Consider the following 24,844-nt stretch of genomic DNA (forward strand, 5'->3'; position numbering starts at 1 on the left):
CGTTGGATTCTTGCACATAAGTGGCAACGCAGGGCCGCAGCCATAATCGCGCTATGAAAATTCATTTTTCCAGCATCGCCGTGGTGGGCGCGGGGGCCATGGGCCAAGGCATAGCGCAGATTGCGGCACAAGCGGGCAGTCACGTCTGGTTGCTTGATTCCAAGCCCGGCGCAGCAGACAAAGCCAAGCAAGCCATCCAGCAGCAATGGGCCAAACTCGCCGCCAAAGGCCGCGTGACAGAAGAGCAAGTCCAAGCCTGGAGTCAACAGTTGCAAATTGCCAACACTTTGGCTGATCTCGGGTCTTGCCAACTGGTGATTGAGGCGGTGGTGGAGCGTCTTGAGGTCAAGCAAGCACTCTTCGCAGAGTTGGAGCGCACCCTGCCAGCCAACGTGGTGTGGGCAACCAACACTTCTTCCCTGTCTGTGACGGCCATTGCAGCCGCGTTGCAGCAACCCGAACGACTGGCCGGTTTCCATTTCTTCAACCCCGTGCCGCTGATGAAGGTGGTAGAGGTGGTGGCAGGCCTCAAGACCGATCCAGCCCTGTGCCAAGCCCTCACAGCCTACGCCCGCGAAATGGGGCACACCCCGGTGCAGGCGCAAGACACACCGGGCTTCATCGTCAACCACGCCGGGCGTGGTTTTGGCACCGAGGCATTGCGTATCGTCAGCGAGGGCGTGGCCGACTTCGCCACCATCGACCGCATCCTGCGCGACCAGGTGGGTTTCAAGCTCGGGCCCTTCGAGTTGATGGACCTGACGGCACTGGACGTGTCGCACCCCGTGATGGAATCCATTTACCACCAGTATTACGAAGAGCCGCGCTTTCGCCCCAGCGTCATCACGGCACAACGGCTGGCAGGCGGGGTGCTGGGCAAGAAAGTGGGAGATGGCTTCTATCGCTACGAAAACGGTGTGGCCCAGGTGCCCGCAGAGCCGCCTGTCCCGGTGGTGCAAGACATACCGCCCGTGTGGGTCTCGCCCCGAGCATCGCGACGCATGGAGCTGTACCAGTTACTCAAGGACCTGGGCGCCGCCATCGAGACCGGTGCATCGCCCTCACCCACAGCCATCACCTTGGTCGCCCCCCTGGGGTTTGACGTGACCACCGTGGCAGTGGTCGAACGGCTGGACCCGGCCCGCACCATTGGCATCGACATGCTGGTGGAAGAAGCCGCCACCAAGCGGCGCGTACTGGCCACCAACCCGGCCACGCGCGTGGACATTCGCAACGCCGCGCACGCCCTGTTTGCCCGCGATGGCAAGCCCGTGAGCGTGATCCGTGACAGCGGCGGCTTTGTCACCCAGCGCGTGGTGGCCACCATCATCAACATCGCGACAGATATTTGCCAGCAAGGCATTTGCTCACCCAAGGATCTGGAAACCGCCGTCACCCTGGGCCTGGGCTACCCACTGGGGCCTTTGGCCATGGGCGACCGCTGGGGGCCCACCAATATCCTGGAAGTGCTGTTCAACATGCAGACCGTGTACGGCGACACCCGTTACCGCCCCAGCCCCTGGCTGCGCCGGCGAGGCGCCATCGGCCTGAGCCTGACCCACGTCGAAGAAAGCTGAATCCATGCCCGCCCAACTCCTGAGCACCAGTGAAGGTCAGACGCTGGTTCTGACCCTGAGCAACCCCGGTCTGCGCAATGCAATGGAGCCCTCCATGGGCGCGGCTTGCATCGAAGCACTCATCGTGGCCGAGCGCAGCCCCGATGTACGCAGCGTGGTCATCACCGGCGCGGGCGGCATGTTCTGCTCGGGCGGCAACCTGCAAAGCCTGCAGGCCAACCGCCAGCAGCCCCCCGAAGTGCAAGCCCAGCGCATTGAAGGCCTGCACCAATGGATCGAGACCGTCCGCACCTACCCCAAGCCCATCATCGCGGCGGTGGAAGGCGCTGCGGCTGGCGCAGGCTTTTCGCTGGCCCTGGCGTGCGACATGGTGGTCGCAGCACGCGATGCGGTGTTTTTGATGGCATACAGCAATGTGGCCCTGTCGCCCGACGGAGGCGCCAGTTGGAGCCTGGCACACACCCTTCCCCGCCCTTTGGCCACCGAGCTGTTGATGTGTGGCGACAAGATCACCGCCGAGCGGCTGCATGCATTGGGCCTGGTCAACCGCCTGAGCAATCCGGGCGACGCTCTGGGCACAGCGCTGCAACTGGCAGATCGCCTGAACCAACGTGCGCCCAACGCTTTGGCCAGCATCAAGGAACTGCTGAGCGATGCCGCCCACCAAACGCTGAGCCAGCATCTCGACAGTGAACGCGATCACTTCGTGAAAAACCTGCACCACCCGAACGCGGGGGAAGGGATTGCGGCGTTTCTGGAAAAGCGCGCGCCGCGCTACGAGTGAACGCGTTCTCCAGCCGCCTTCTCCAGCCTGTCAAGGCTGGTGAAGGCCTGTGCCCTGCGCCCTCTCGGCCCAGGGCATTTTTTCTTCTGCACGTCGCAGGCTGAACGCCCAAGGCACAGACACACAGGTGACAACACTGAGCGAATAGCCTGGTCCCTCACGCGACAATGAAGCTGTTTCCAGTCACCCAAAAGACAGACCATGGACGACCCGATTCTTACCATCGAAGAACGTGAAGCGATCAATTCCGGTCGCTGGTTCTCATCCCTTTCTCCGTCATTGCGACACGACATCCTCCGATGTGCATACGTCAAACGCTTCAAGGACGGCGGCCTCATAGCCGCCCGGGGCGATCCGCCCGAGGAGTGGATTGCCTGCGCGCGCGGCGCGGTGCGGGTCAGCTCAACCTCCATCTCGGGCAAGCAGATCACGCTGACCTATGTGGAGCCAGGCATCTGGTTTGGGGACGTAGCCATCTTCGACGGAGACCGGCGCACGCACGATGCCTACGCGCACGGCGACACCACCATTCTTTGCGTGGCCAAGGCAGACTTCAAGAAAATTCTGGCCGCGCACACCGAGTTCTACGAAGCCATGCTGCGCCTGCATGCACGCCGCATCCGGCAGCTGTATGGGCTGGTGGAAGACCTCAACACCCTGCCCCTGCGGGCGCGCTTGGCCAAGCAGCTCGTGCACTTGGTGCGCAGCTATGGCATTCCCAGTCTGTCGGACGGCAGCGAGATGCGCATTGGCCTGCAACTGGCCCAGGAAGAGCTGGCGCAGCTGCTGGGCGCATCGCGCCAGCGGGTCAACCAGGAACTCAAAGCCATGGAACGCGAGGATGCGATTCGCATCGAGCCGGGTGGCTTGGTGGTGCGCAACCGCGAAGCACTGATGCGCATTTCCGAAGCAGACATCTGAATCTTTACCTTTGCTCTGCACGTTGCCCGCCATGCGCAAACCCTGCGCACCCTGAAACTGCCGCACCTGCAGCGGCGGGCTCGCCCCTCCCATCTCACCGCATGCGGCGCGCTGCACGTCCGCAAAGCCTTGCCACGTCTACACACCCAACCTCACATGAGCAACTTTGACCACTTTGTGGGCACACGCCCTGTGTCCGAACAACACGCTTTCGATGTTGCTGCGCTCACCAGCTGGCTCGGTCGCCACATGCCAGGCTTTGAAGGGCCCCTGACCGTCGAGATGTTCAAAGGCGGGCAGTCCAACCCCACCTACAAGCTCATCACGCCCAGCGCCAGCTACGTGATGCGTGCCAAGCCCGGCCCAGTGGCCAAGCTGCTGCCTTCGGCCCATGCCATCGAGCGCGAATTCGCCGTGATGAGCGGCCTGCAAGGCACCGATGTACCCGTGCCACGCATGCATGTGCTGTGCGAAGACGAATCGGTGATTGGCCGCGCCTTCTACGTGATGGAGTGCATGCAAGGCCGCGTGCTGTGGGACCAATCCCTGCCCGGCATGACGCCGACCGAGCGCGGCGCCATCTACGACGAGATGAACCGCGTGATTGCCGCGCTGCACACCGTGAAGTTTGCTGATCGGGGCCTGGCCAACTATGGCAAGCCCGGCAATTACTTTGACCGCCAGATTGGCCGCTGGAGCAAGCAATACGTCGCCTCCATCACCCAGCCCATCGAAGAAATGGACCGGCTGATGGAATGGCTGCCCGCACACATGCCCGCGAGCGCCAGGGATGAGAGCCAGGTCTCCATCGTGCATGGCGACTTCCGACTGGACAACCTCATGTTCCACCCCACCGAGCCCCGCGTGATTGCCGTGCTGGACTGGGAGCTGTCCACCCTGGGCCACCCCCTGGCTGACTTCAGCTACCACTGCATGAGCTGGCACATCCCGGCGGCACTGGGGCGCGGCATTGCAGGGCAAGACCTGGCCGCACTGGGCATTCCGGACGAAGACAGCTACATCCGCAGCTACTGCGAGCGCACAGGCATTGCCACGCCCGAAGCACTGCGGGCCGACTGGAACTTCTACATGGCCTACAACATGTTCCGCATCGCGGCCATCTTGCAGGGCATTGCCAAGCGGGTGGAGGCAGGCACCGCCTCCAGCGCGCAGGCCAAGGCCTCGGGCGAAACGGCCCGTCCCATGGCGCAACTGGCCTGGTCTTTTGCCCAGCGCGGCTAACCCTGCCCCACAGAACCACACGACCAATTTTTCACGGAGAACCCCATGGACTTTGACTACTCCCCCAAAACCAAGGAACTGCAGGCCAAACTGCTCCAGTTCATGGATGAGCACATCTACCCAGCCGAAGCCGACTACACGGCCGAGCTGCAGGCCAACACGGCCGCTGGCAAACGCTGGAGTGCGCTGAACACCATCGAGAACCTCAAACCCAAAGCCCAGGCGGCAGGCCTGTGGAACCTGTTTCTGCCCGTGGACAGTGCTGCCGCCTCAGGCTACACCGGCGCAGGCCTCACCAACCAGGAATACGCTCCCCTGGCCGAAATCATGGGCCGTGTGCCATGGGCCAGCGAAGTGTTCAACTGCTCGGCACCTGACACCGGCAACATGGAAACCATTGCCCGCTACGGCAGTGAAGAGAACAAGGCCCGCTGGCTCAAGCCATTGCTCGAAGGCAAGATTCGCTCTGCCTTCGCCATGACTGAACCGGCCGTGGCTTCGAGCGACGCCACCAACATCGAAACCCGCATTGAACGCCAGGGCGACGAATACGTCATCAACGGCCGCAAGTGGTGGATTTCGGGCGCGGCCGACCCACGTTGCGCTGTGTTCATCACCATGGGCAAGAGCGACCCCGAGGCGCCCAAGCACTCGCAGCAAAGCATGGTGCTGGTGCCCGCTGACACCCCCGGCATCAAGATCATTCGCCCGCTCAACGTGTTTGGCTACGACGACGCCCCCCACGGCCATGTGGAGATGACGTTTGAAAACGTGCGCGTGCCCGTCTCCAACATCCTGCTGGGCGAAGGCCGTGGCTTCGAGATCGCCCAAGGGCGTCTGGGCCCCGGGCGCATCCACCACTGCATGCGCCTCATTGGCCTGGCCGAGCGCGCGCTGGAGCTGATGTGCAAGCGCGCCAGCAGCCGCGTAGCCTTTGGCAAGACCGTGGCCCAGCAAACCGTGACGCAAGAGCGCATTGCTGAAGCCCGCTGCAAGATCGACATGGCCCGCCTGCTGACCCTGAAAGCCGCCTGGCTGATGGACGTGGCAGGCAACAAGGTGGCCAAGACCGAGATCGCCATGATCAAGGTGGTAGCCCCCAGCATGGCCTGCCAGGTGATCGACTGGGCCATGCAGGCCCACGGCGGCGGCGGCATGTGCGACGACTTCCCCCTGGCCTACGCCTACGCCGGTGCGCGCACCCTGCGCTTTGCAGACGGCCCGGACGAAGTGCACCGCAACGCCATTGCCAAGTGGGAGCTGGGCAAGTACGGCAGCTACGGCCGCGACGCGGGCGTGCCCATCACACGCGGCGCCTAAGGCATAGGCTGCCCACGAGCGATACGCAGGGAAGTGCATGATTTGCACTTCCCTGGGGTCTCCAAATTTGGTTGGCAGGCACAGGGGCTAGTGGCGGATAGTCGCTCGGTATCTGTGGGAAATCCCTGACCCCGCAGCAGGTTCGCTACCTGCACGGGGCATTGACTGGCCCTCCCACAATGCACTTCATCTCAACACACCGAGGAAGCGCCATGTCCCTTTCCCTGATTCTCCTAATCGTCCTGATCTTGATCCTGATTGGCGCTCTGCCCACATGGGGTCACAGCCGCTCTTGGGGGTACGGCCCCAGCGGGGGGATCGGTCTGGTGGTGCTGATACTGGTCATCTTGCTGCTCATGGGCAGGATATGACGGTCTATTGAAGTTGCGCAAACTGCTACAAGCCACCAGGTTCTTGTTCACTCAAGCCACAACCCACACTGAAACAAAAAGGGAGCCTGCCAAGCACGCTCCCTTTTTGCTTTGAGGAGTTGCTCGGAAAAGAATTTCCGCGCAATCCGCACATTGGCGATGAAGGCTCACACCTGGACAGGCAGGTCTCCAGCGCCAGTACGGCGGTCAGCCCATGTGCAAGCCACCGTTCACAGAGAAGTCAGCGCCGGTCGCGTAGCCGCCTTCGTCCGACGCCAGCCACGCAATGATGGAAGCGATCTCGCTGGGCTCGCCCAGGCGTTTGACGGGAACGGTGGCCACGATCTTTTCCAGCACGTCAGGGCGGATGGCCTTGACCATGTCGGTGCCGATGTAGCCGGGGCTCACGGTGTTGACGGTCACGCCTTTGGTGGCCAGCTCTTGCGCCAAAGCCATGGAGAAACCGTGCATGCCAGCCTTGGCAGCAGAGTAGTTGGTCTGGCCCGCCTGGCCTTTTTCGCCGTTCACGCTGCTGATGTTGATGATGCGGCCCCAGCCCTTTTCCACCATGTCGGCAACCACTTGCTTGGTCACATTGAACATGCTGTTCAGATTGGTTTCGATCACAGCGTCCCAGTCTTCGCGGGACATCTTCAGGAACATGCGGTCGCGGGTGATACCGGCGTTGTTCACCAGCACATCAATGGTGCCATGCTCAGCCTTGGCCTGGGTGAATGCCTCGACGGTCGAATCCCAGTCGCCCACGTTGCCCACCGATGCGTAAAAGGTGAAGCCCAGGGCTTTTTGTTCTGCCAGCCACTTGGCGTGGTCACGCGTGGGGCCACAGCCGACGATGACCTTGAAACCATCTTTGTGCAAACGCTGGCAGATAGCGGTACCAATGCCACCCATGCCACCGGTTACATACGCTACTTTTTGGCTCATGCTATTTCTCCTTGTGTAAGTAATCTGCCTCGCACCACTCTACCGAAGATTTGTGAGCTGGCTGTGCAGGTAAACACTGGGGCGTGCGGTCTTTTCTAAAAAAAGTAACGAAACACGCAGACCGTCGCACGGGTGCAACGGGCATGAAAAAGGCCGCGCATCTGCGCGGCCTCGCAATAACTCGAAAGCAGTTGGCTCAGCGCTCAAGCGCCAGCGAAACGCCCATGCCACCGCCAATGCACAAGGCAGCCAAGCCCTTCTTGGCATCACGGCGCTGCATTTCGTGCAGCAAGGTCACCAAGATGCGGCAGCCCGACGCACCAATGGGGTGGCCAATCGCAATGGCACCGCCGTTGACGTTGACCTTGGCGGGATCAATGGCCAACTCTTTGTTCACTGCGCAGGCTTGCGCCGCAAACGCTTCGTTCAACTCGAACAAGTCCACATCGGCGGCGTTCCAGCCAGCGCATTGCAGAGCCTTGCGGGAAGCAGGCACGGGGCCCATGCCCATCGTGGCGGGGTCCAGGCCGCTGGTGCCAAAGGCCGCAATGCGCGCCAGGGGCTTGAGGCCCAGCGCTGCGGCCTTCTTGGCGCTCATCACCACCACGGCAGCGGCGCCGTCGTTGATGCCCGAGGCATTGCCGGCCGTCACGCTGCCGGCCTTGTCGAACGCTGGGCGCAAGCCAGCCAGGGCTTCAGCACTGGTCTTGCGGTTGAGGTACTCGTCCACGTTGAAGACAACCGGGTCGCCTTTTTTCTGGGGAATGCTCACACCCACGATTTCGTCCACAAACTTGCCCGCATCCTGGGCGGCTGCAGCTTTTTGCTGGCTGGCCAGGGCCAGCGCGTCTTGCATGTCACGGGTAATGCCGTATTGCTTGGCGACGTTCTCGGCCGTGATGCCCATGTGGTACTGGTTGTAGACGTCCCACAGGCCGTCCACAATCATGGTGTCCACCATCTTCCAGTCGCCCATGCGCTGGCCGTCACGCGAGCCATTGAGCACGTGGGGCGAGAGGCTCATGTTTTCCTGGCCACCCGCCACCACGATTTCGCTGTCACCCCAGGCCACGGCCTGGGCGGCGAGCATCACGGCCTTGAGGCCGGAGCCACACACGGCATTGATGGTCAACGCGGGGGTTTCCTGGGCTACGCCAGCCTTCATCATGGCCTGGCGGGCTGGGTTCTGGCCTACGCCAGCAGCCAGCACTTGGCCCATGATGACTTCACCGATCTGGTCAGACGCCAGACCCGCACGCGCGATGGCTTCACGGATCACCACGGCGCCCAGCTCGGTTGCCGGGGTCTTGGCCAGCGAACCACCAAACTTGCCCACCGCAGTGCGGGCGGCAGAAACAATAACGATGTCTTCCATGAAAGTCCTTTCAGTGTGAATCTCTTTTGCCCGGCGGCGCATCACCATGCGCTTTGAAGGGCGAACCTAAACATTCTCTCAGTCCTGCAAGTCAGGACTTTTGCTTAACGTAGCTGCCAGGAGCTGGCTCAATGGCCTTGAACTTGGCGCCCTTGCCATAGGTCTTGGGGGCAGCAATCTGTTTGCCAGCGTGGGCCTTCAACCAGTGGGACCAGTCGGTCCACCAGCTGCCAGCATGTTCTGTGGCCCCTTCAAGCCATTGCTCGAGGGTGGCGGGCAGCTTGCCGTCGGCGCGAATCCAGTGGCTACGTTTGTTCTTGGCGGGGGGGTTGATCACCCCGGCAATATGGCCCGAGGCCCCCATGACAAACCGCTTTTTTCCAGGCAGCACCTGGGTGGACGCGTACGCGGCGTTGATGGGCACGATGTGGTCTTCGCGCGAGCCGTAGATGTACACGGGCAGGGTGAGCTGCCCTAGGTCCAGCTTCTCGCCACAGACGGTGAGCTTGCCCGGCTGCACCAGGTTGTTTTCAAGATAGAAGTTGCGCAGATACCAGGCGTAGAAGGGGCCGGGCAGATTGGTGCTGTCGCTGTTCCAGTACAGCAGGTCGAACGGGGGCGGCGTTTCGCCCTTGAGGTAGTTGCCCACCACGTAGTTCCACACCAGGTCATTGGGACGCAGAAAGCTGAAGGTCGAGGCCAGGTCTTGCCCCTTCATCAGCCCGCCCTTGCCCATTTGCAACTCGCGGAACTGCACGAACGCCTCATCAATGAACACGTCCAGAATGCCGGTGTCGGCAAAGTCGATGAGCGTGGTGAGGAAGGTGGCGCTGGCCACGGGCTCTTGCCCGCGCGCAGCCATCACCGCCAGGGCATTGCTCAGGATGGTGCCGCCCACGCAAAAGCCCAGGGCATTGATTTGGTCAGCGCCCGTGATGCTCTGCACCACGTCAATGGCCGCCATGGCGCCGTCTTCCACATAGTCGTCCCAGGTTTTGTGGGCCAAGTCTTCGTGCGGATTGCGCCAGCTCACCACAAAGGTGCGGTGCCCCTGCTCCACCGCGTAGCGGATGAAGGAGTTGTCGGGCTGCAAATCAAGGATGTAGAACTTGTTGATGCAAGGCGGCACCAGCAAAAAGGGCCGTTCGTACACCTTGGTGGTGAGGGGCTTGTATTCGAGCAACTGGAACAGCTCGTTCTCATACACCACCGCACCCTCGGTGGTGGCCACGTTGCGGCCCACCTCGAACAGGCTCTCGTCGGTCATCGACACATGGCCCTGGCGAATGTCGTGCAGCAGGTTTTGCATGCCCTTGGCAATGCTCTCACCCTTGGTCTCGATGGCTTTTTTCTGCGCCTCGGCGTTGAAGGCCAGAAAGTTGCTCGGGGCCATGGCGGCCATCCACTGCTCCACGCCAAAGCGGATGCGGGCACGGGTTTTTTCGTCGCCCTCCACCGCATCGGCCAGGCCCATGAGGGTGCGGGCGTTGAGCAGGTAGGCGGCCGCAGAGAAAGCAGCCACGGGGTTGGAGGCCCAACCGTCGCCGCTGAAACGGCGGTCTTTCACCTCGGGCGTACCTTGCAGGCTTTGTGACCACAGGGCCTGCGCCTCCTTGAGGTACTGCTCTTGCAGGGCCTGCAGCTTGGCGGGAGACAACTGCACCGCAGGCACCTTGCCCGGGGGGCCACCCAGGTCCAGGTTCTGGAAGGATTGCAGCGCTTTGGCCCAGCTGTCTCCAAATATCTGTTGGAATTGCTGGGCACCTTGGGCCCAGAGTGCTTCAGAATTCATGCTGCGTTCCTCAAAGTGTGGTCCGTCGGGCGGGCTGCAGGGGGTTTCACCCGCTCTTGTTCATTGTTGCCCAGCCCGCTGGGGCATGGCAACCATGATGGAGCGTTTAACCTACATACACACCAATGTACCTTGTCCTGATTGCATGGCTTTACGTCACTTTGATGATGGCAGTGGCCGAGGCCACCAGCCCCATGGGCACCGTACTGGGCGCTGTCATGACGTTTGTGCTGTATGGCTTGCTGCCGATGGGCATCGTGGGCTACATCCTGGGCACCCCATCACGCAAACGCGCCATCAAGGCGCGCGAGATGGCCGAGCGGGCCGCCTACGAAGAAGCACAAGCACAGGCTGCGGCGGCGCCCGCCTCAACCGCGCCAGATGCAGGCGGCCAGACGCCCGCTGCCGCCGAGCAATGCCGTGTCGCGCCGATGGGAAAAGAACAGGGCTGACTGGGTGACCGTGCACCACGCTGCGCTGCTGTCATTGCCATAAATGCGCGTGACGCCCATGGCTTGCAGGCGCAAACGGGCCAGGCCCGCCAAATCGGCCAGCCATTTGCCCTGCTGGGTGGGTGATGGAACAAAGCAGGCGCTGTATTGGGGGCCAGAAGCGCAAAACGCCTCGCGCACTTCCGGGCCCACCTCAAAAGCCTGCGAGCCGATGCAAGGCCCCAGCCAGGCCAAGGTGCCGCGAGCTACCGCTTCAAAACTTTCTGCGTTGTTTGCTACATTTTTTATAGCTGCTTGCGCTTTATTGACAAGCGCTAGAGCCTGAAATCGCTCAAACAACGCACGCATGGCTGATTCCAGCACACCCACCCCGCCCTGGCCTGCCAGGCCCCGCCAGCCCGCATGAGCTGCACCCACCACGGCGCCACTGGTGTGGGCAAGCAACACCGGCAGGCAATCGGCCACCATGATGGTGCACACCGCGCCAGCCTCGGTCGCCACACAGGCATCTGCCTCGGTGTTGTCGGGGGTGGAGGCGGTCAATGCAGCCACGCCCGTGCCATGCACCTGGCTTAAAAACACAGGGCGGGCGCCCGGTGTGGATTGACCCAGGGTCACCTGCAGGCGGGCGCGGTTGGTTTGTACCGCCTGCGGGTCGTCACCCACATGCGTGCCCAGGTTCATGCTGGCATAGGGCCCCTGGCTGACGCCGCCAGCGCGCGTGGTGCACAGGGCCTGCACGCCCGCCGGGGCAGGCCAGTCGGGCACCAGCCAATCTGCGGGCAGCGCAGCGTCCACGCCGCCGCTCACGGCGCGTCGTCCGGACACGCCGAGGGCTGGGCCTGGGCGAATGCAGGCAGGGCCATGCAGGCATCGAATGCAGCCATGGTAAGCGGCAGGCCATCGAGGTTCACGCCAAAGCGCTTGCCGTTGAAGATTTGCGGCACCAGGCAGCAATCTGCCAGCGTGGGGGTGTCACCCCAGCAATACACCGAAGTGGCCAGCCCCTGCGCCTGCCGCTCGGCGGCCAGCAGTGCCAGCTGGCGCTCAAAGGCCTCCAGGCCCTGGCGCACCCAGTGGTGGTACCAGGCATTTTTCGCGTCTTCATCGGCGTGCAGGGTACCGGTGAGGTACTTGAGCACACGGGGGTTGTTCAGCGGGTGGATTTCGCAAGCCACCATTTGTGCCAGCGCGCGCACCCGGGCGCGGGCCAAAGGCGTGGCGGGCAACAGCGCGGGGGTGGGTTGCAGCTCTTCCAGATATTCCATGATGGCCATGGATTGCGGCAGAACGGCCCCCTCGTCGGTGACCAGGGCGGGTACCAGGGCGTCGCCTACCAGGTTGGCGTAGGCCGGGTCGCGGTGCTCGCCACGCAGCAGGTGCACCGGCAGGTACTCATAAGGCAGGCCCTTGATGTTGAGCGCGATGCGCACGCGAAAAGAGGCCGAGGATCGGAAATAGTTGTAGAGCTTCATGGTCAAGCGCAAAGCGGATAACGGGGGTTCTGACGCAGAGATGGGGACGCCCCCAACACCTCAGCGCCCGTGGCTTTCGGTGCCGGTGCTGAACACCAGTTTGGTCAGCAAGGCGTTGAGCTGGGCTTGTTCCTGCGGCGTCAGGGGGGCGACCAGCCTTTCCTGCACGCGCTGGGCGGCCGGGCGCATGCGCAGCACGGCGGCTTCGCCTTCGGGGGTGATCCACAGGAGTTTGCGGCGCCGGTCCTGGGTATCGGGCTCACGCCGCACCCAGCCGCGCGCCTCCAGGCGCCCGATGACCGAGCCCGACGTGGCGGCATCAAACGCCACACGGGTGGCCAAAGTCACCTGGTCCTCGCCCGGCTGTTCCAGCAGCGCGTGCAAGATGGCGAACTGCACGGGCGTCACCTCAAAGTCGGCGGCTTCTTCCATGAAAAGCGCCACCGAGCGCTGGTGCGCTCGCCGAACCAGGTGGCCCGGCGCGGTGTGTAAATCGAAGCTCTTGGGCATGGGCGCGAGTGTAGCGCCCCCTGCCAACAGCCCATGCCCGTGGCACACTGCGCTTCATGCGCCCACGGCTTAGCCTGCTTCGCTCGCGGGCGCGGCACTGTTTTTGGGCTGCGCACAGCAGCCACACCACAACGAAAGGCAGACATGAGCTACGTGTTCCCCCCCGCCCCCACCCCCAGCGTTCCTGTGGTGGGCACTGAAGCGCAATTTCCAGTACACCGCATCTATTGCGTGGGCCGTAACTATGAAGAGCACGCCAAGGAGATGGGCTTCACAGGGCGCGAGCCACCCTTCTTCTTCATGAAGCCAGCCGATGCCATCGTGGTCGCCCCTCCCGGCGCCACCACCCCGCTGCCCTACCCGTCCCTCACGACCAACCTGCACCACGAGATCGAGCTGGTGGTGGCCATTGGCAAGGGGGGCAAGAACATTGCGGCGGCCGATGCGCTCTCGCACATCTACGGCTACGCCGTGGGCCTGGACATGACCCGCCGTGACCTGCAAAACGACATGAAAAAGCAGGGCCGCCCCTGGAGCATTGGCAAGGGCTTTGACCACAGCGCGCCCATTGGCCCCATCACCCCCGCAGCGCAGGCGGGCGATGTGGGCAAGGCTGGCATCTGGCTGCAGGTCAACGGGGTGGACCGCCAGCGCAGCAATGTTGCCCAGTTGATCTGGAACATTGCCGAAACCATCGAGCACCTCTCGGCCGCCTGGGAATTGCAGCCCGGCGACCTGATCTACACCGGCACCCCCGAAGGCGTGAGCGCTGTGGTGACTGGCGACGTGCTGGAAGGCGGCGTGGACGGGCTGGGCAGCATTCGTCTCAAGCTGGTGTAATGCGCCGCGCGGCGGGGGTGCATCGTTGCCCCCGCCCACCGCGCCAGCAACGCCTGCCATATTCACTACTATTTTGATAGCTTGCAGCGCTTATCCATCAAGCGCTACAAGCCGATTTGACTCAAACTTCTGCATGACCTACCGCAGCCCCATCAAACACTGCCGCAACTGCGGCAACGCCGTGGTGTACCGCCTGCCTGACGATGGCGATACCAAGCTGCGCGCCGTCTGCCCCGTCTGCAACACGGTGCACTACGAAAACCCGCTGAACGTCGTTGGCACCGTGCCCACCACGCCCGACGGACGGGTGCTGCTGTGCAAGCGCAACATTGAACCGCGCTGGGGCAAGTGGACGCTGCCCGCAGGCTTCATGGAACTGGACGAAACCACCTCGCAAGGCGCAGCCCGCGAAACCGATGAAGAGGCCGGGGCGCAAATCCAGATGGGCCCACTGTTCAGCGTGCTCAACGTGCCGCGCGTGGGGCAGGTGCACTTTTTCTATCTGGCCAGCGTGCTCAGTGAAAAATTCAACCCCGGCTTTGAAACCATCGAAGCGCGCCTGTTCACCGAAGCCGAAGTGCCCTGGGACGAGATCGCCTTCCGCACGGTGAAGGAAACCCTGGAAGCCTACTTTGCCGACCGCAAGGCCGGGGCATTCGGGCTGCATTGCGTGGATATCCAGTGACCCGCCGGTAGCACCCCAAGCCTGCGAAAGACTTTGCATGGCTGGCGGTGTTTGCGGTCAGGCGGCTTCACTTCACGGTTCCCCATCCCGCACGGGCCTGTCGGTCTGCGATGGCACCACCACACCCGGCACCGGGGTGGCTGCAGCTTCTGCAGGTGTCAGGGGCACGGGGCTGCCCCCAAACACCGCCCCGCCCTGCCCCCCTTGGGCGCCGGGTGGCGGAGGGTCCGCATCGCGAATCACGGGTGGGAGCGAGCCTGGCGGCACAGGTGGTGGCAGCGGGTCCGCGCCTACCTCGGGCGGCGGGGGAACATCCCGGCCAAACAGATCACGCACCCAGGTGCGCACACCGTTCATGGCATCGCCCAGCAAACTGGGGGTTTCTTCGTCCACAAACCGGTCGCGGCCGTCCAGGGTGTTGGTGCGGAAGGCCTGCTGCAAAAAGTCGCCCACCATGGGCAGCGCGCTGTGGGCACCCTGGCCCCAGTAATCGCTGCGCAGGGTGATGCGCCCATCGTTGAAGCCCACCCACGCACCCGCCACCACACGCGGGTGCAAGGCAATGAACCAGCCGTCGGTGTTGTCTTGCGTGGTGCCGGTTTTGCCCGCCAGGTCGGCCCGCAGGCCGTAGCGGCCACGCAGTGCAGAGCCGGTGCCCCGGTCGATGGTGCCGCGCATGGCGTTGCGCAGGGTTTGTGCGGCCTGCAGGGGCATGGCCTGCTCGGGCGCTTGCGGCGCAAAGGTTTGCAGCACCTTGCCGTGCCGGTCTTCAATGCTGGTGATGAGGATGGGCTCGACATAGCGGCCTGCGTTGGCGATGGTGCTGTAGGCAGTGACCATTTCGCGCAGGGTGACGGGGCTGGTGCCCAGGGCCAGCGATGGCACCTCTTCCAGTTTGCTCTCGCGCACGCCCATGGCGCGGGCCAGGTCCGCCACACGGGCCGGGCCCACCTTCTGCATGACCTGGGCGGTGATGGTGTTCTTGGAAAACGCCAGGCCGTCGGCCAGCGTCATGGGGGCGTTGCTGGGCGCACCGCCATCGGTGGGGCGCCACACCTGGTTGCCGCCCAGCGGAATCTCTACCGCCTCGTCCATCAGCTCGTCAGACGGCAGCGCCCCCTGCATGAAGGCGGCGCCGTACACAAACGGCTTGAAGGTGGAGCCCGGCTGGCGGCGGGCGGCCTGCACATGGTCGAACGGGTCGGCCGCAAAGTCGCGGCTGCCCACCCAGGCCAGCACATGGCCGGTGACGGGGTCCATGGCCATGAAGCCCGCCTGCACGCGGGTTTTTTCCTGCTTCAGCGCGGTCATGAAGCGGGTGTCGGCCAGCAGGGATTTCAGCACTTCATCCGCAGGCTCGCCCTTGGCCACCGCCTCGCGGTATTGCGGGGTTTCGCGCACCAGTGCTTGCACCAGTTCGCTCTTGGGGTTCCAGCCGTTGCGGGCCGACCAGGCGTTGTCGGCAATGCCCTGCAACTGGCGGCCCTGCCGTGCCACGGCCTGGTTGGCCATGGCCTGCAGGCGCGAGTCGATGGTGGTGCGCACGATGAGGCCATCGGCGTGCAGGCTGTAGCCATTGGCATCGGCCCAGGCGATGAGCTGCTTGCGCAGTTGCTGCGCAAAGTGCGGGGCCAGGCCCATGGCTTCGGTCTGGCGTTCAAAGTCAATGCGCAGCGGGCGCTTTTGCAGGGCCGCCAGCTTGGACTCTTCCAGCTTGCCGCGCTTGACCATTTGCGCCAGCACGATGTTGCGCCGCGCCTGCGAGCGCTCGGGCTGGGTCACGGGGTTGTAGTAGGCCGTGCCCTTGAGCATGCCAATCAGCGTGGCACTTTCCAGCAGGTTGAGCTTGTCGGCCGACTTGTCGAAATACGTGCGCGCGGCCATCTCGATGCCGTAGGCGTTGTACAGAAACGGCACGGTGTTGAGGTAGGTCTCCAGGATTTCATCCTTGGAGTACGTCCACTCGATCTTGAAGGCGGTGATGTCTTCCTTGAGCTTGCGGGTGATGGTGCGCGAGCGGCCAATTTCTTCCAGGAACAGGTTGCGCGCCAGCTGCTGCGTGATGGTGGAGCCGCCCTGCGGATCGCCGCGCAGCGTGTGCACCACCGACGACGCAGTGCGCCTGAAGTCCATGCCCGAGTGCTCGTAAAAGCGGTGGTCCTCCGTGGCGATGAGGGCGTTGACCACATGGGGCGAGATGCGGTTCAGCGCCACCCACTCGCGGTTGGCCCAGCGGTACTCGGCCAGCACCTTACCGTCCACCGACAGCAGCTGCGCGGGCCGCTCGGTCTTGGCTTTGGTGATGTCGGCAATCGACGGGGTGAACGGGATGAGCAGCAGCGTGTACACCGCCAGCAGCGCTGGCAGGGCCAGCACCAGCAGCAGCCAGGTGCGCCAGCTGCGGGGCTGCAAGCGCCCCCAAAGGGCGGGCACAGTGCGCAGGGTTTGCAGCACCCGGCGCGCCCCAGCCATCAGGCCCGTGCGCAAAGTGGAGAGTAAACGGAGCATGGGTTCAGTTCAGCCCGGGCTGGGGCTGCTCAGTGAATGGGTCAACCGGCCTGGTGGCGCCCATGGCAAGGCGGGGGACATGGCACCACACCATGCTCACGCGGCACCGCCCTCGCCCGCCAGCAGCGCCAACATGCCTGCCTCGTCCAGCACGGGCACACCCAGTTCTTCGGCCTTGGCCAGCTTGCTGCCCGCGTCTTCACCAGCCACCACATAGCTGGTTTTTTTGCTGACCGAGCCCGACACCTTGGCACCAGCGGCTTCGAGCATGTCTTTGGCCGCATCGCGGCTGAGCGTGGGCAGGGTGCCCGTCAGCACAATGGTCTTGCCCGCCAGCACCTGCGGGCCACGTTCGGTGGGTGCGCCCTCGGGCCAGGTCACACCGCAGGCGCGCAGTTGCTCCACCACCTCGCGGTTGTGGGGCTGCTGGAAGAAGGTGTGCACGCTGCGCGCCACGATGGGGCCCACGTCGGGCACCTGCAGCAGTTGCTCTTCGGTGGCGGCAGATTCGGCGTCCACGCCCATCAGTGCATCGAGCGTGCCAAAGTGCTTGGCCAGATCTTTGGCCGTGGACTCGCCCACATGCCGGATGCCCAGCGCAAACAAAAAGCGCGGCAGCGTGGTTTGCTTGGACTTTTCCAGCGCAGCCAGCAGGTTCAGGGCCGAGCGGTCGCCCATGCGCTCCAGCATCACCAGGGCGCTCAGGCCCAGGCGGTACAGGTCGGGCAGCGTGCGGATCACGTTGGCATCCACCAACTGGTCCACGAGTTTGTCGCCCAGGCCCTCGATGTCCATGGCGCGGCGGGCGGCAAAGTGCAGGATGGCTTCCTTGCGCTGCGCCGCGCAGAACAGGCCGCCCGTGCAGCGGTGGTTGGCCTCGCCCTTTTCACGCACCACCTCGCTGCCGCAAATGGGGCACTGGCGCGGCATGCGGAAGTTCTGGACGTAGGCCGGGCGCGGGCCGGAAGCCATCACGCCCACCACTTCGGGAATCACATCGCCTGCGCGCCGCACGATCACCTGGTCGCCCACACGCACGCCTTTCTTGCGGATTTCGAACAGGTTGTGCAACGTGGCATTGGTTACCGTGACGCCGCCCACAAACACGGGGGCCAAGCGCGCCACAGGCGTGAGCTTGCCCGTGCGGCCCACCTGGATGTCGATGCCTTCGACCTTGGTCGCCATCTCCTGCGCGGGGTACTTGTGCGCCACAGCCCAGCGCGGCTCGCGGGTCTTGAAGCCCAGGTCGCGCTGCAACTGCAGCGAGTTGACCTTGTAGACCACGCCATCAATGTCGTAGGGCAGCGCATCGCGACTGGCGCCCACTTGCTGGTGAAACGCTACTAATTCCGTAGCACCTCGCGCAATCTGCACCTGCGCTGCCACCGGAAAACCCCAAGACTTCAGGGTCTGCAGCATCTCGTAATGCGTGCGAAACACCGGCCCGCCTTCAGCGGGCGGCGTGATGGCCCCCAGGCCGTAGGCAAAAAAGCTCAGCGGGCGCTGGGCGGTGATGTTCGAATCGAGCTGGCGCACGGCCCCCGCTGCGGCGTTGCGCGGGTTCACAAAGGTCTTGCCGCCCTGCTCGCGCTGGCGTTCGTTGAGCGCATCAAAGTCGGCCCGGCGCATGTACACCTCGCCACGCACTTCCAGCACTGGGGGTACGCCCTCAGGCAAGGTCAGCGGGATTTGCCGAATGGTGCGGATGTTGTGCGTCACGTCCTCGCCCACCTCGCCGTCGCCCCGCGTGGCGGCCTGCACCAGGCGGCCGCGCTCGTAGCGCAGACTCATGGCCAGGCCGTCAAACTTGGGCTCGGCCACGTATTCAATGGCGGGGTCGGCATCGCTCAGCCCCAGCTCGCGCCGCACGCGGGCGTCAAACGCTTGCGCGCCCGTGGCTTCAGTGTCGGTTTCAGTGTGGATGCTGAGCATGGGCACCACATGGCGCACCGGGGCCAGCCCTTCCATCACCGCGCCAATCACGCGCTGCGTGGGCGAATCGGGGGTGAGCAAATGCGGGTGCGCCGCTTCCAGCGCCTGCAGCTCGCGGAACACGCGGTCGTATTCGGCATCCGGCACGGTGGGCTCGTCCAGCACGTAGTACTGGTGCGCCCACTGATTCAATTGGGCGCGCAATGCAGCAGCTTTTGCTTCCAAATCGATAGCTGCTTGCGCTTTATTTTCGGGCGCTGGAGCCGAAAAAAGGTCTAAATTTGCGGTCATGGGTTGTGATCGGCATCGACAGACACGAGGCGCGTTGCCTGCAAAGGGCAAGGCTGGCGCCAGGAACACCGAGCAAAGGCCGCCCCGCAGAGGGGGCGCCGTTCCCCGCAGGGAAGAATACGCCGAAAACGGCTCAAAAGGGGCTGCACGTTCTAGCTAAACAGGCGCCGGGCCAGCACTGAACCGGCCGACAAATCACGCGCATCAAGCTGGTCATACAGCAGCTCCAGGTCTGCGGCAATCGGGTCCATGGCCATGGCGGGCAAGGGTTGGCCGTTCTGGTCGCACAGCACGCCGTCCATGGCCTCTGCCAGGGCTGCGCCCACTTCGCGCAGGCGGGCAAAGGGCTGCTCGGTCCGGTGCACCTGGGCCACGTCGAGGCTCAGGCTGATGTCGCGGATGGCGGACTGGTCTGGGTCATCGGCCAAGGCGGCCTGCGTGTCGTAACCCAGGGTGAGCACGGGCGGCAGGCCGGGTGCGCTGGCGGGCAGCACCAGGCGGCCGGGCATGGCGCCCACCACAAAGCCCACGCGGGCAGCGTTTTGCAGCAGGTAGCCGGGGCTCCAGGCGGCCTGGCGGGCGCGCAGCATGAACAAAAGCTGCGCGTCATGGTCGCTGGCGAACTGGTCCAGCTCGCGGGCGCGGGCCACTTCCTGCAGCATGTCGGGGAAGTCCGGGGCGGCGTTGATGGCGTCGGCAAAGCCCTGCGCCTTCATCACGAATTCAGAGAACTCGATCTCGTTGAGCGCGCCCATGCGGTTGGCCAGTTGCACCCCGGCCTGGAAGCTGCGGTAGCGCTGGCCGGGTGCAGGGGTCTCCCACTGCTGTGTGGCGTCGTTCAGCCCTTCGATGGCAAAGGGCTTGCTGCCGGCGCGGCGCGTGGGTGGCAAGGCGGCCAGGGCCGCGTCGCCAGAGACGATGCCTTCAGGCTGCAGGGATGCGATCACATCGATCAGCGGGTCCAGCCCAGGGCGGCGTTCCAGGCTGGGCGTGGGCACCGGCATGCGCAGGGCATCGCCCGCATCCACCGTGTGTTCGTGCGGCTCTGCACCCAGGTCCAGGTTCGCATGGCTGGCGGCGTTGCTCGGGCCCAGGTCGGCGTCGAGCGAAGGTTCCTGGCGCAGGGTGGGTTCAAGCAAGGGATCGCCTGCGACGGGGGCCGGGCGGTCCGGGTCGGGGGGCAAAGCCTTTTTGGGAGCGTTGCGGTGCAGGATCCAGGCGTTGTAGGCCACGATGGCCGCCAGCACCAGCCCGCCGGTGATTGCCAGACTCAGTAACAGAGATGAGTTCATGGGGGGTCAGTTCAAATCAAGCGTCGGCCATGGACAGGGCGGACTCCATGTCCACCGCCACGATGCGCGACACACCTTGTTCCTGCATGGTCACGCCGATCAGTTGCTCGGCCATTTCCATGGCGATCTTGTTGTGGCTGATGAACAGGAACTGGGTTTCCTTGCTCATGCTGGCCACCAGCTTGGCGTAGCGCTCGGTGTTGGCGTCGTCCAGCGGTGCGTCTACCTCGTCCAGCAGGCAAAACGGTGCGGGGTTGAGCTGGAAGATGGCAAACACCAGCGCAATGGCCGTGAGGGCCTTCTCGCCACCCGAGAGCAGGTGAATGGTCTGGTTCTTCTTGCCGGGTGGCTGCGCCATCACCTGCACGCCTGAATCCAGAATTTCGTCGCCGGTGATGATGAGCTTGGCCTGCCCGCCCCCGAACAACTCGGGGAACATGCGGCCGAAGTGCCCGTTCACCGTCTCAAACGTGCCCGACAACAGCTGGCGCGTTTCGCCGTCGATCTTGCGGATCGCGTCTTCCAGCGTGTTCATGGCTTCGGTCAAATCGGCGGTTTGCGCGTCCAAAAACACCTTGCGTTCACGCGCCAGGTTCAGTTCATCGAGCGCAGCCAGGTTGACTGCACCCAGCGCTGCAATTTCGCGGTGCAGGCGGTCAATTTCGCCCTGCAGGCCCTGCACGCGCACGTTGCCATCGGCAATGGATTTCTCCACGGCCTCCAGGTCGGCCTGCGCGTCGGTCAGCAGCGTGGTGTACTGCTCCAGGCCCAGGCGCGCGGCCTGTTCCTTGAGCTGGAATTCGGTGATGCGCTGGCGCAGCGGGTCCAGCGCCCGCTCCAGCTGCATGCGGCGCTCGTCGCTGGCGCGCAGCTTGGCCGTCAGGTCGTCGTATTCGCTGCGCTGGGCGGCCAGGGCCTTTTCCCGATCCATCTTCAAGTCCAGCGCCTGTTGCAAGCCGCCCTGCGCCGCGGCGTCTGACAGGCGGGCCAGTTCGTCGCGGGCGCGCTGCTGCTCGTCGGTGAGGGCCGTGGCCTGCTGGGTGGCGGTTTCGATGGAGCGGTTCAGCTCGGCGCGGCGGGCGTCCAGGCTGCGTTGCGAGAAGGTGGCCTCCTGCACCTGGCGCTCCAGCATGCGCTGCTGCTCACGGCAGGCATTCAGCTTGCGCTCGGTCTCGATCACACGGTCGCCCAGCTGGGCTTCGCGCTCCTGGCTGTCGGCCAGTTGCATGTCCAGCTCTTCAAAGCGGGCCTCGGCGGCCACGCGGCGTTCTTGCAGGTCGGCCAGTTGGGCCTCGACCTCACCCAGGTCGGCGTCAATCTGCTCGCTGCGCGCACGGGTCTGCTCGGCCAACTGCGTCAGGCGCAGGGTTTCGACCTGCAGCTCGTGGGCGCGGCTTTGGGCCTCGGTGGCCTCGCGGCGGGCGGCTACCAGGCGCTGCGAAGCGTCGGCATAAGCCGCTTCCGCGCGGACCAGCGCGGTGCGCGATTCGTCGGCAATCAGCGCCTGGGCGCGCAGTTCTTTTTCCAGGTGCTCAATTTCTTGCGCACGCGCCAGCAGGCCCGACTGTTCGGAATCTTGCGCGTAAAAGCTCACGCTGTGGCTGCTGACGGCGTGGCCGGTGGGCACGTAGATCACTTCGCCCGGCTGCAGGCTGGCGCGGCGGTTCAGGGCTTCGTCCAGCGTCTGGGCAATGCTGCAGCCCTGCAGCCAGTCGGTCAGCACGGCACGCAGGCTGGCGTCGTGGATGCGCAGCAGGTCTGCCAGCCGGGTGTGTGCGCCCGTGGGCTCGGGCACTCCTGCGGCGGGGGCGCTGTAGAAAGCCAGACGTGCGGGAGGCGCGTCGTTTTCGTTCGAGCCCAAAAAGCCACGCACCATGTCCAGGCGCCCCACTTCCAGCGCGCCCAGGCGTTCGCGCAGGGCTGCTTCCAAGGCGTTTTCCCAGCCGGGTTCAATGTGGATGCGGCTCCACAGGCCCTGCATGCCATCCAGCCCGTGCTTGGCCAGCCAGGGGCGCAGCTTGCCGTCGGTCTTGACCTTTTCCTGCAGCGCCTTCAGGGCTTCCATGCGGGCCGACAGGTCGGTCTGGCGGGCGCTCTCGGTGTTCACGTCCTGCTGGCGGGCGCGGCGGTCTTCGTCCAGCTGGGGCACGGTGTCTTGCAGCTCGGCCAGGCGGGCTTCGGTGGTTTCGGCCTGCTCTTGCGCGGCTTCCAACTGGCTGCGCAGGTTGTTCAGGCGGGCTTCGTCGGGCGCGGCCAGAGCGTTGCGGTCAGCGCGCAGGCGCTCGTAGCGGGTGTCGAGCTGGCGGCTTTGCTCGTCCAGGCTGCGCTGCTCGGCGGCCAGCACGCCAATTTGCTGCTGCACCTGCACCACGCTGGCGCGCTGCTCGCTGGCGCGGGTCTGCGCCTGGCGCAGGGCGTCTTCCAGGTCGGGCAGCTGCATGGCCTGCTCTTCGAGCTGGGCCGCCAGCAGTTCGGCACGCTCTTCGGCGTCCACGCCCGCACCGGCCAGGTTTTCCAGCTCGATGTCGGCTTCTTCCTTGCGGGCCTGCCACTGGGCGATCTGCTCGGCCAGGGTGGACAGGCGCTGCTCCACGCGCACGCGGCCTTCCACCACGTAGCGGATTTCGGCTTCCAGCCGCCCCACTTCGGCCGTGGCCTCGTACAGCTTGCCCTGGGCCTGGTTGACTTGGTCACCCGCCGCGTAGTGCGCCTGGCGGATGGTTTCCAAGTCAGACTCCACAGCGCGCAGGTCGGCCATGCGCGATTCGAGGTCGTTCACGGCCTGCAGGCCTTCCAGGCGCACCTTGGTCTGCTCGGCCTCGGCGTCGGCGCGCTTCAAGAACCACAGCTGGTGCTGCTTGAGGGTGGCGTCGGCGTTCAGCGCGTTGTACTTGGCGGCCACCTCGGCCTGCTTTTCCAGCTTTTCGAGGTTGGCGTTCAGCTCGCGCAGGATGTCTTCCACCCGCGTGAGGTTTTCGCGCGTGTCGGCCAGGCGGTTTTCCGTCTCGCGGCGGCGCTCTTTGTATTTGGAGACCCCGGCCGCCTCTTCGAGGAACAGGCGCAGCTCTTCGGGGCGCGATTCGATGATGCGGCTGATGGTGCCCTGCCCAATGATGGCGTAGGCCCGTGGCCCCAGGCCGGTGCCCAGAAACACGTCCTGCACGTCGCGGCGGCGCACGGGCTGGTTGTTCAGAAAGTAGCTGCTGGTGCCGTCGCGCGTGAGCACGCGGCGCACGGCCACCTCGCCGTATTGGCCCCACTGGCCACCTGCGCGGTGGTCGGAGTTGTCAAACACCAGCTCCACGCTGGCGCGGCTGGCCTGCTTGCGGGTGGTGGTGCCGCTGAAGATCACGTCCTGCATGCTCTCGCCGCGCAGCTCGCTGGCCTTGCTCTCGCCCAGCACCCAGCGCACCGCATCCATGATGTTGGATTTGCCGCAGCCGTTCGGCCCCACCACGCCCACCAGTTGCCCTGGCAGCATGAAGTTGGTGGGTTCAGCGAACGACTTGAAGCCGGAGAGCTTGATGGAGGTAAGACGCACGGGTCAGGCGGAGGGAGCGTGGAGCAAGGACAACAGCGAACAACAACGCAAATCGCCCAGGAAGCTGCAGGCGACCTGGGCAGGCCCGGATGATACCGCGCCCCAAGGGGCGGCCTGCCTCTGAGCGTGGCACCCGCCGCCGCGCCGGGCCCGCTCGATGCTGCGACGCAGCATGTTGGCTGCCAATATTCAGCCAAATTGGCCTCTGGCGCTTGACAGACAAGCGCCACCAGCTATCAAAATATGAGCGTTTATCCAACCCACCGCTGCCCGAGGTTTCACCGCCCCGGTCAGCAAATCCCCTTGGGGGCGCCAATAATTGCGGCTCGGCATTCATCCCAGCCCCCCTGTTCAGACCCGACACCGCCACCCCACGGCATGACGCCCCTGCCCACCCTCACACCCCAGCCCCGCGACCCCGCTGCCATGCTGGCCCAGACGCTGGCGCAGTGGGACCCCCACCAAGACCTCTGGCTGTTTGGCTACGGCTCGCTTATCTGGCGACCCGACTTTGACTACGCCGAGCAGCGCCCCGCCAAGGTGCACGGCTGGCACCGGGCGCTGAAGATGTGGAGCCGCGTGAACCGGGGCACGCCCGAATGCCCCGGCCTGGTGTTTGCGCTGCTGACCGGGGGCAGCTGCCGGGGCATGGTGTTTCGTATCGAACGGCAGCGGGTGCTGGACGTGATGCCCCCGCTGTGGGACCGCGAGATGGTCAACGCCGTGTACGACCCGCGCTGGCTGCCCTGCCAGACGCCGCACGGCACGGTGAAGGCGCTGGCGTTCACCCTGTCGCGCAAAAGCCCCAACCACACCGGCGTGCTGCCAGACCATGAATACACCCGCATCTTTGCCCAGGCCCGGGGGCGGTACGGCACCACGCACGACTACGCCAGGGCCACGCACGAGGGCTTGGTGAAGATGGGCATCCACGACCGGGCGCTGGCCCGCTTGCTGGCGCTGGCACCCAAACGGGATGATTGAGGCGGCG

At 64.5% G+C, this 24,844-nt stretch carries 20 protein-coding genes; 10 read left to right on the plus strand and 10 right to left on the minus strand.

What is annotated here, in order from left to right; translation table 11 throughout:
- The first annotated feature begins 53 nt into the window (after positions 1-53).
- The 6 genes from PQV96_RS09630 to PQV96_RS09655 all read left to right on the plus strand — a co-directional run bounded on the left by PQV96_RS09630 (position 54) and on the right by PQV96_RS09655 (position 6,215).
- Positions 54-1,577 carry a 3-hydroxyacyl-CoA dehydrogenase gene (locus PQV96_RS09630; protein ID WP_273625113.1) on the plus strand — a complete coding sequence of 508 codons (1,524 nt, stop codon included), beginning with the start codon at positions 54-56 and terminating at the stop codon, positions 1,575-1,577.
- Between the two features lie 4 nt (positions 1,578-1,581).
- Complete coding sequence (locus tag PQV96_RS09635) at positions 1,582-2,361, plus strand: oxepin-CoA hydrolase, alternative type (protein ID WP_273625114.1); 780 nt, start codon at positions 1,582-1,584, stop codon at positions 2,359-2,361.
- Between the two features lie 201 nt (positions 2,362-2,562).
- Entirely contained in the window at positions 2,563-3,282 is a 720-nt protein-coding gene (locus PQV96_RS09640; RefSeq protein WP_273625115.1) for a Crp/Fnr family transcriptional regulator, read from the plus strand.
- A gap of 156 nt (positions 3,283-3,438) precedes the next feature.
- Positions 3,439-4,524: a phosphotransferase gene (locus PQV96_RS09645; RefSeq protein WP_142080703.1), complete on the plus strand. Its 1,086-nt coding sequence runs from the start codon at positions 3,439-3,441 to the stop codon at positions 4,522-4,524.
- A 45-nt stretch (positions 4,525-4,569) separates the two neighbouring features.
- Positions 4,570-5,844: an acyl-CoA dehydrogenase family protein gene (locus PQV96_RS09650; protein ID WP_066782766.1), complete on the plus strand. Its 1,275-nt coding sequence runs from the start codon at positions 4,570-4,572 to the stop codon at positions 5,842-5,844.
- A 212-nt stretch (positions 5,845-6,056) separates the two neighbouring features.
- Complete coding sequence (locus tag PQV96_RS09655; protein WP_015014216.1) at positions 6,057-6,215, plus strand: DUF3309 family protein; 159 nt, start codon at positions 6,057-6,059, stop codon at positions 6,213-6,215.
- Positions 6,216-6,422: 207 nt separating this feature from the next.
- Here PQV96_RS09655 and phbB read toward each other — a convergent pair whose 3' ends face one another.
- The 3 genes from phbB to PQV96_RS09670 form a co-directional block, all read right to left on the minus strand.
- A complete protein-coding gene (gene phbB, locus PQV96_RS09660; RefSeq protein WP_273625116.1) occupies positions 6,423-7,160 on the minus strand; it encodes an acetoacetyl-CoA reductase in 738 nt (245 codons plus the stop codon).
- A 196-nt stretch (positions 7,161-7,356) separates the two neighbouring features.
- Positions 7,357-8,535 (minus strand): acetyl-CoA C-acetyltransferase, encoded by a 1,179-nt coding sequence (locus PQV96_RS09665; RefSeq protein WP_273625117.1) that lies wholly within the window; start codon positions 8,533-8,535, stop codon positions 7,357-7,359.
- Positions 8,536-8,626: 91 nt separating this feature from the next.
- On the minus strand, positions 8,627-10,327 hold the full coding sequence (locus tag PQV96_RS09670) for a PHA/PHB synthase family protein (RefSeq protein ID WP_066782761.1): 1,701 nt from the start codon (positions 10,325-10,327) through the stop codon (positions 8,627-8,629).
- A gap of 125 nt (positions 10,328-10,452) precedes the next feature.
- Here PQV96_RS09670 and PQV96_RS09675 point away from each other — a divergent pair, with 125 nt between their 5' ends.
- Positions 10,453-10,779, plus strand: a complete 327-nt coding sequence (locus PQV96_RS09675; protein WP_273625118.1) for a hypothetical protein — start codon at positions 10,453-10,455, stop codon at positions 10,777-10,779.
- On the opposite strand, the gene PQV96_RS09680 is transcribed toward PQV96_RS09675, so the two are convergent.
- Genes PQV96_RS09680 through PQV96_RS09690 form a run of 3 tightly spaced genes read right to left on the minus strand, consistent with a single transcriptional unit; the run spans position 10,696 to position 12,764 of the window.
- Complete coding sequence (locus tag PQV96_RS09680; protein WP_273625119.1) at positions 10,696-11,607, minus strand: purine nucleoside phosphorylase YfiH/LACC1 family protein; 912 nt, start codon at positions 11,605-11,607, stop codon at positions 10,696-10,698. The genes PQV96_RS09675 and PQV96_RS09680 overlap by 84 nt on opposite strands.
- The gene (maiA, locus tag PQV96_RS09685; protein ID WP_273625120.1) at positions 11,586-12,254 is read right to left on the minus strand and encodes a maleylacetoacetate isomerase; all 669 of its coding nucleotides are present in this window, start codon (positions 12,252-12,254) and stop codon (positions 11,586-11,588) included. The genes PQV96_RS09680 and maiA overlap by 22 nt, the downstream gene beginning before the upstream one ends.
- Positions 12,255-12,314: 60 nt before the next feature.
- Positions 12,315-12,764 (minus strand): MarR family winged helix-turn-helix transcriptional regulator, encoded by a 450-nt coding sequence (locus PQV96_RS09690; protein WP_207375018.1) that lies wholly within the window; start codon positions 12,762-12,764, stop codon positions 12,315-12,317.
- 144 nt (positions 12,765-12,908) lie between these two features.
- On the opposite strand from PQV96_RS09690, the gene PQV96_RS09695 reads away from it, so the two are divergent.
- Positions 12,909-13,604: a fumarylacetoacetate hydrolase family protein gene (locus PQV96_RS09695; RefSeq protein WP_273625121.1), complete on the plus strand. Its 696-nt coding sequence runs from the start codon at positions 12,909-12,911 to the stop codon at positions 13,602-13,604.
- A 133-nt stretch (positions 13,605-13,737) separates the two neighbouring features.
- Positions 13,738-14,289 (plus strand): NUDIX hydrolase, encoded by a 552-nt coding sequence (locus PQV96_RS09700; RefSeq protein ID WP_273625122.1) that lies wholly within the window; start codon positions 13,738-13,740, stop codon positions 14,287-14,289.
- 72 nt (positions 14,290-14,361) lie between these two features.
- On the opposite strand, the gene PQV96_RS09705 is transcribed toward PQV96_RS09700, so the two are convergent.
- The 4 genes from PQV96_RS09705 to smc all read right to left on the minus strand — a co-directional run bounded on the left by PQV96_RS09705 (position 14,362) and on the right by smc (position 23,853).
- Positions 14,362-16,761 (minus strand): penicillin-binding protein 1A, encoded by a 2,400-nt coding sequence (locus tag PQV96_RS09705; protein WP_420482205.1) that lies wholly within the window; start codon positions 16,759-16,761, stop codon positions 14,362-14,364.
- 132 nt (positions 16,762-16,893) lie between these two features.
- Positions 16,894-19,020 carry an NAD-dependent DNA ligase LigA gene (gene ligA / locus PQV96_RS09710; protein ID WP_273625124.1) on the minus strand — a complete coding sequence of 709 codons (2,127 nt, stop codon included), beginning with the start codon at positions 19,018-19,020 and terminating at the stop codon, positions 16,894-16,896.
- Between the two features lie 152 nt (positions 19,021-19,172).
- Positions 19,173-20,312: a cell division protein FtsZ gene (locus tag PQV96_RS09715; RefSeq protein WP_273625125.1), complete on the minus strand. Its 1,140-nt coding sequence runs from the start codon at positions 20,310-20,312 to the stop codon at positions 19,173-19,175.
- A 16-nt stretch (positions 20,313-20,328) separates the two neighbouring features.
- A complete protein-coding gene (gene smc, locus PQV96_RS09720) occupies positions 20,329-23,853 on the minus strand; it encodes a chromosome segregation protein SMC (protein ID WP_273625126.1) in 3,525 nt (1,174 codons plus the stop codon).
- 378 nt (positions 23,854-24,231) lie between these two features.
- Here smc and PQV96_RS09725 point away from each other — a divergent pair, with 378 nt between their 5' ends.
- Positions 24,232-24,837, plus strand: a complete 606-nt coding sequence (locus PQV96_RS09725; RefSeq protein WP_273625127.1) for a gamma-glutamylcyclotransferase — start codon at positions 24,232-24,234, stop codon at positions 24,835-24,837.
- Positions 24,838-24,844: the final 7 nt, after the last annotated feature.

The sequence above is a fragment of the Acidovorax temperans genome (assembly GCF_028596105.1).
GTDB classification, from domain to species: Bacteria; Pseudomonadota; Gammaproteobacteria; order Burkholderiales; family Burkholderiaceae_C; genus Acidovorax; species Acidovorax temperans.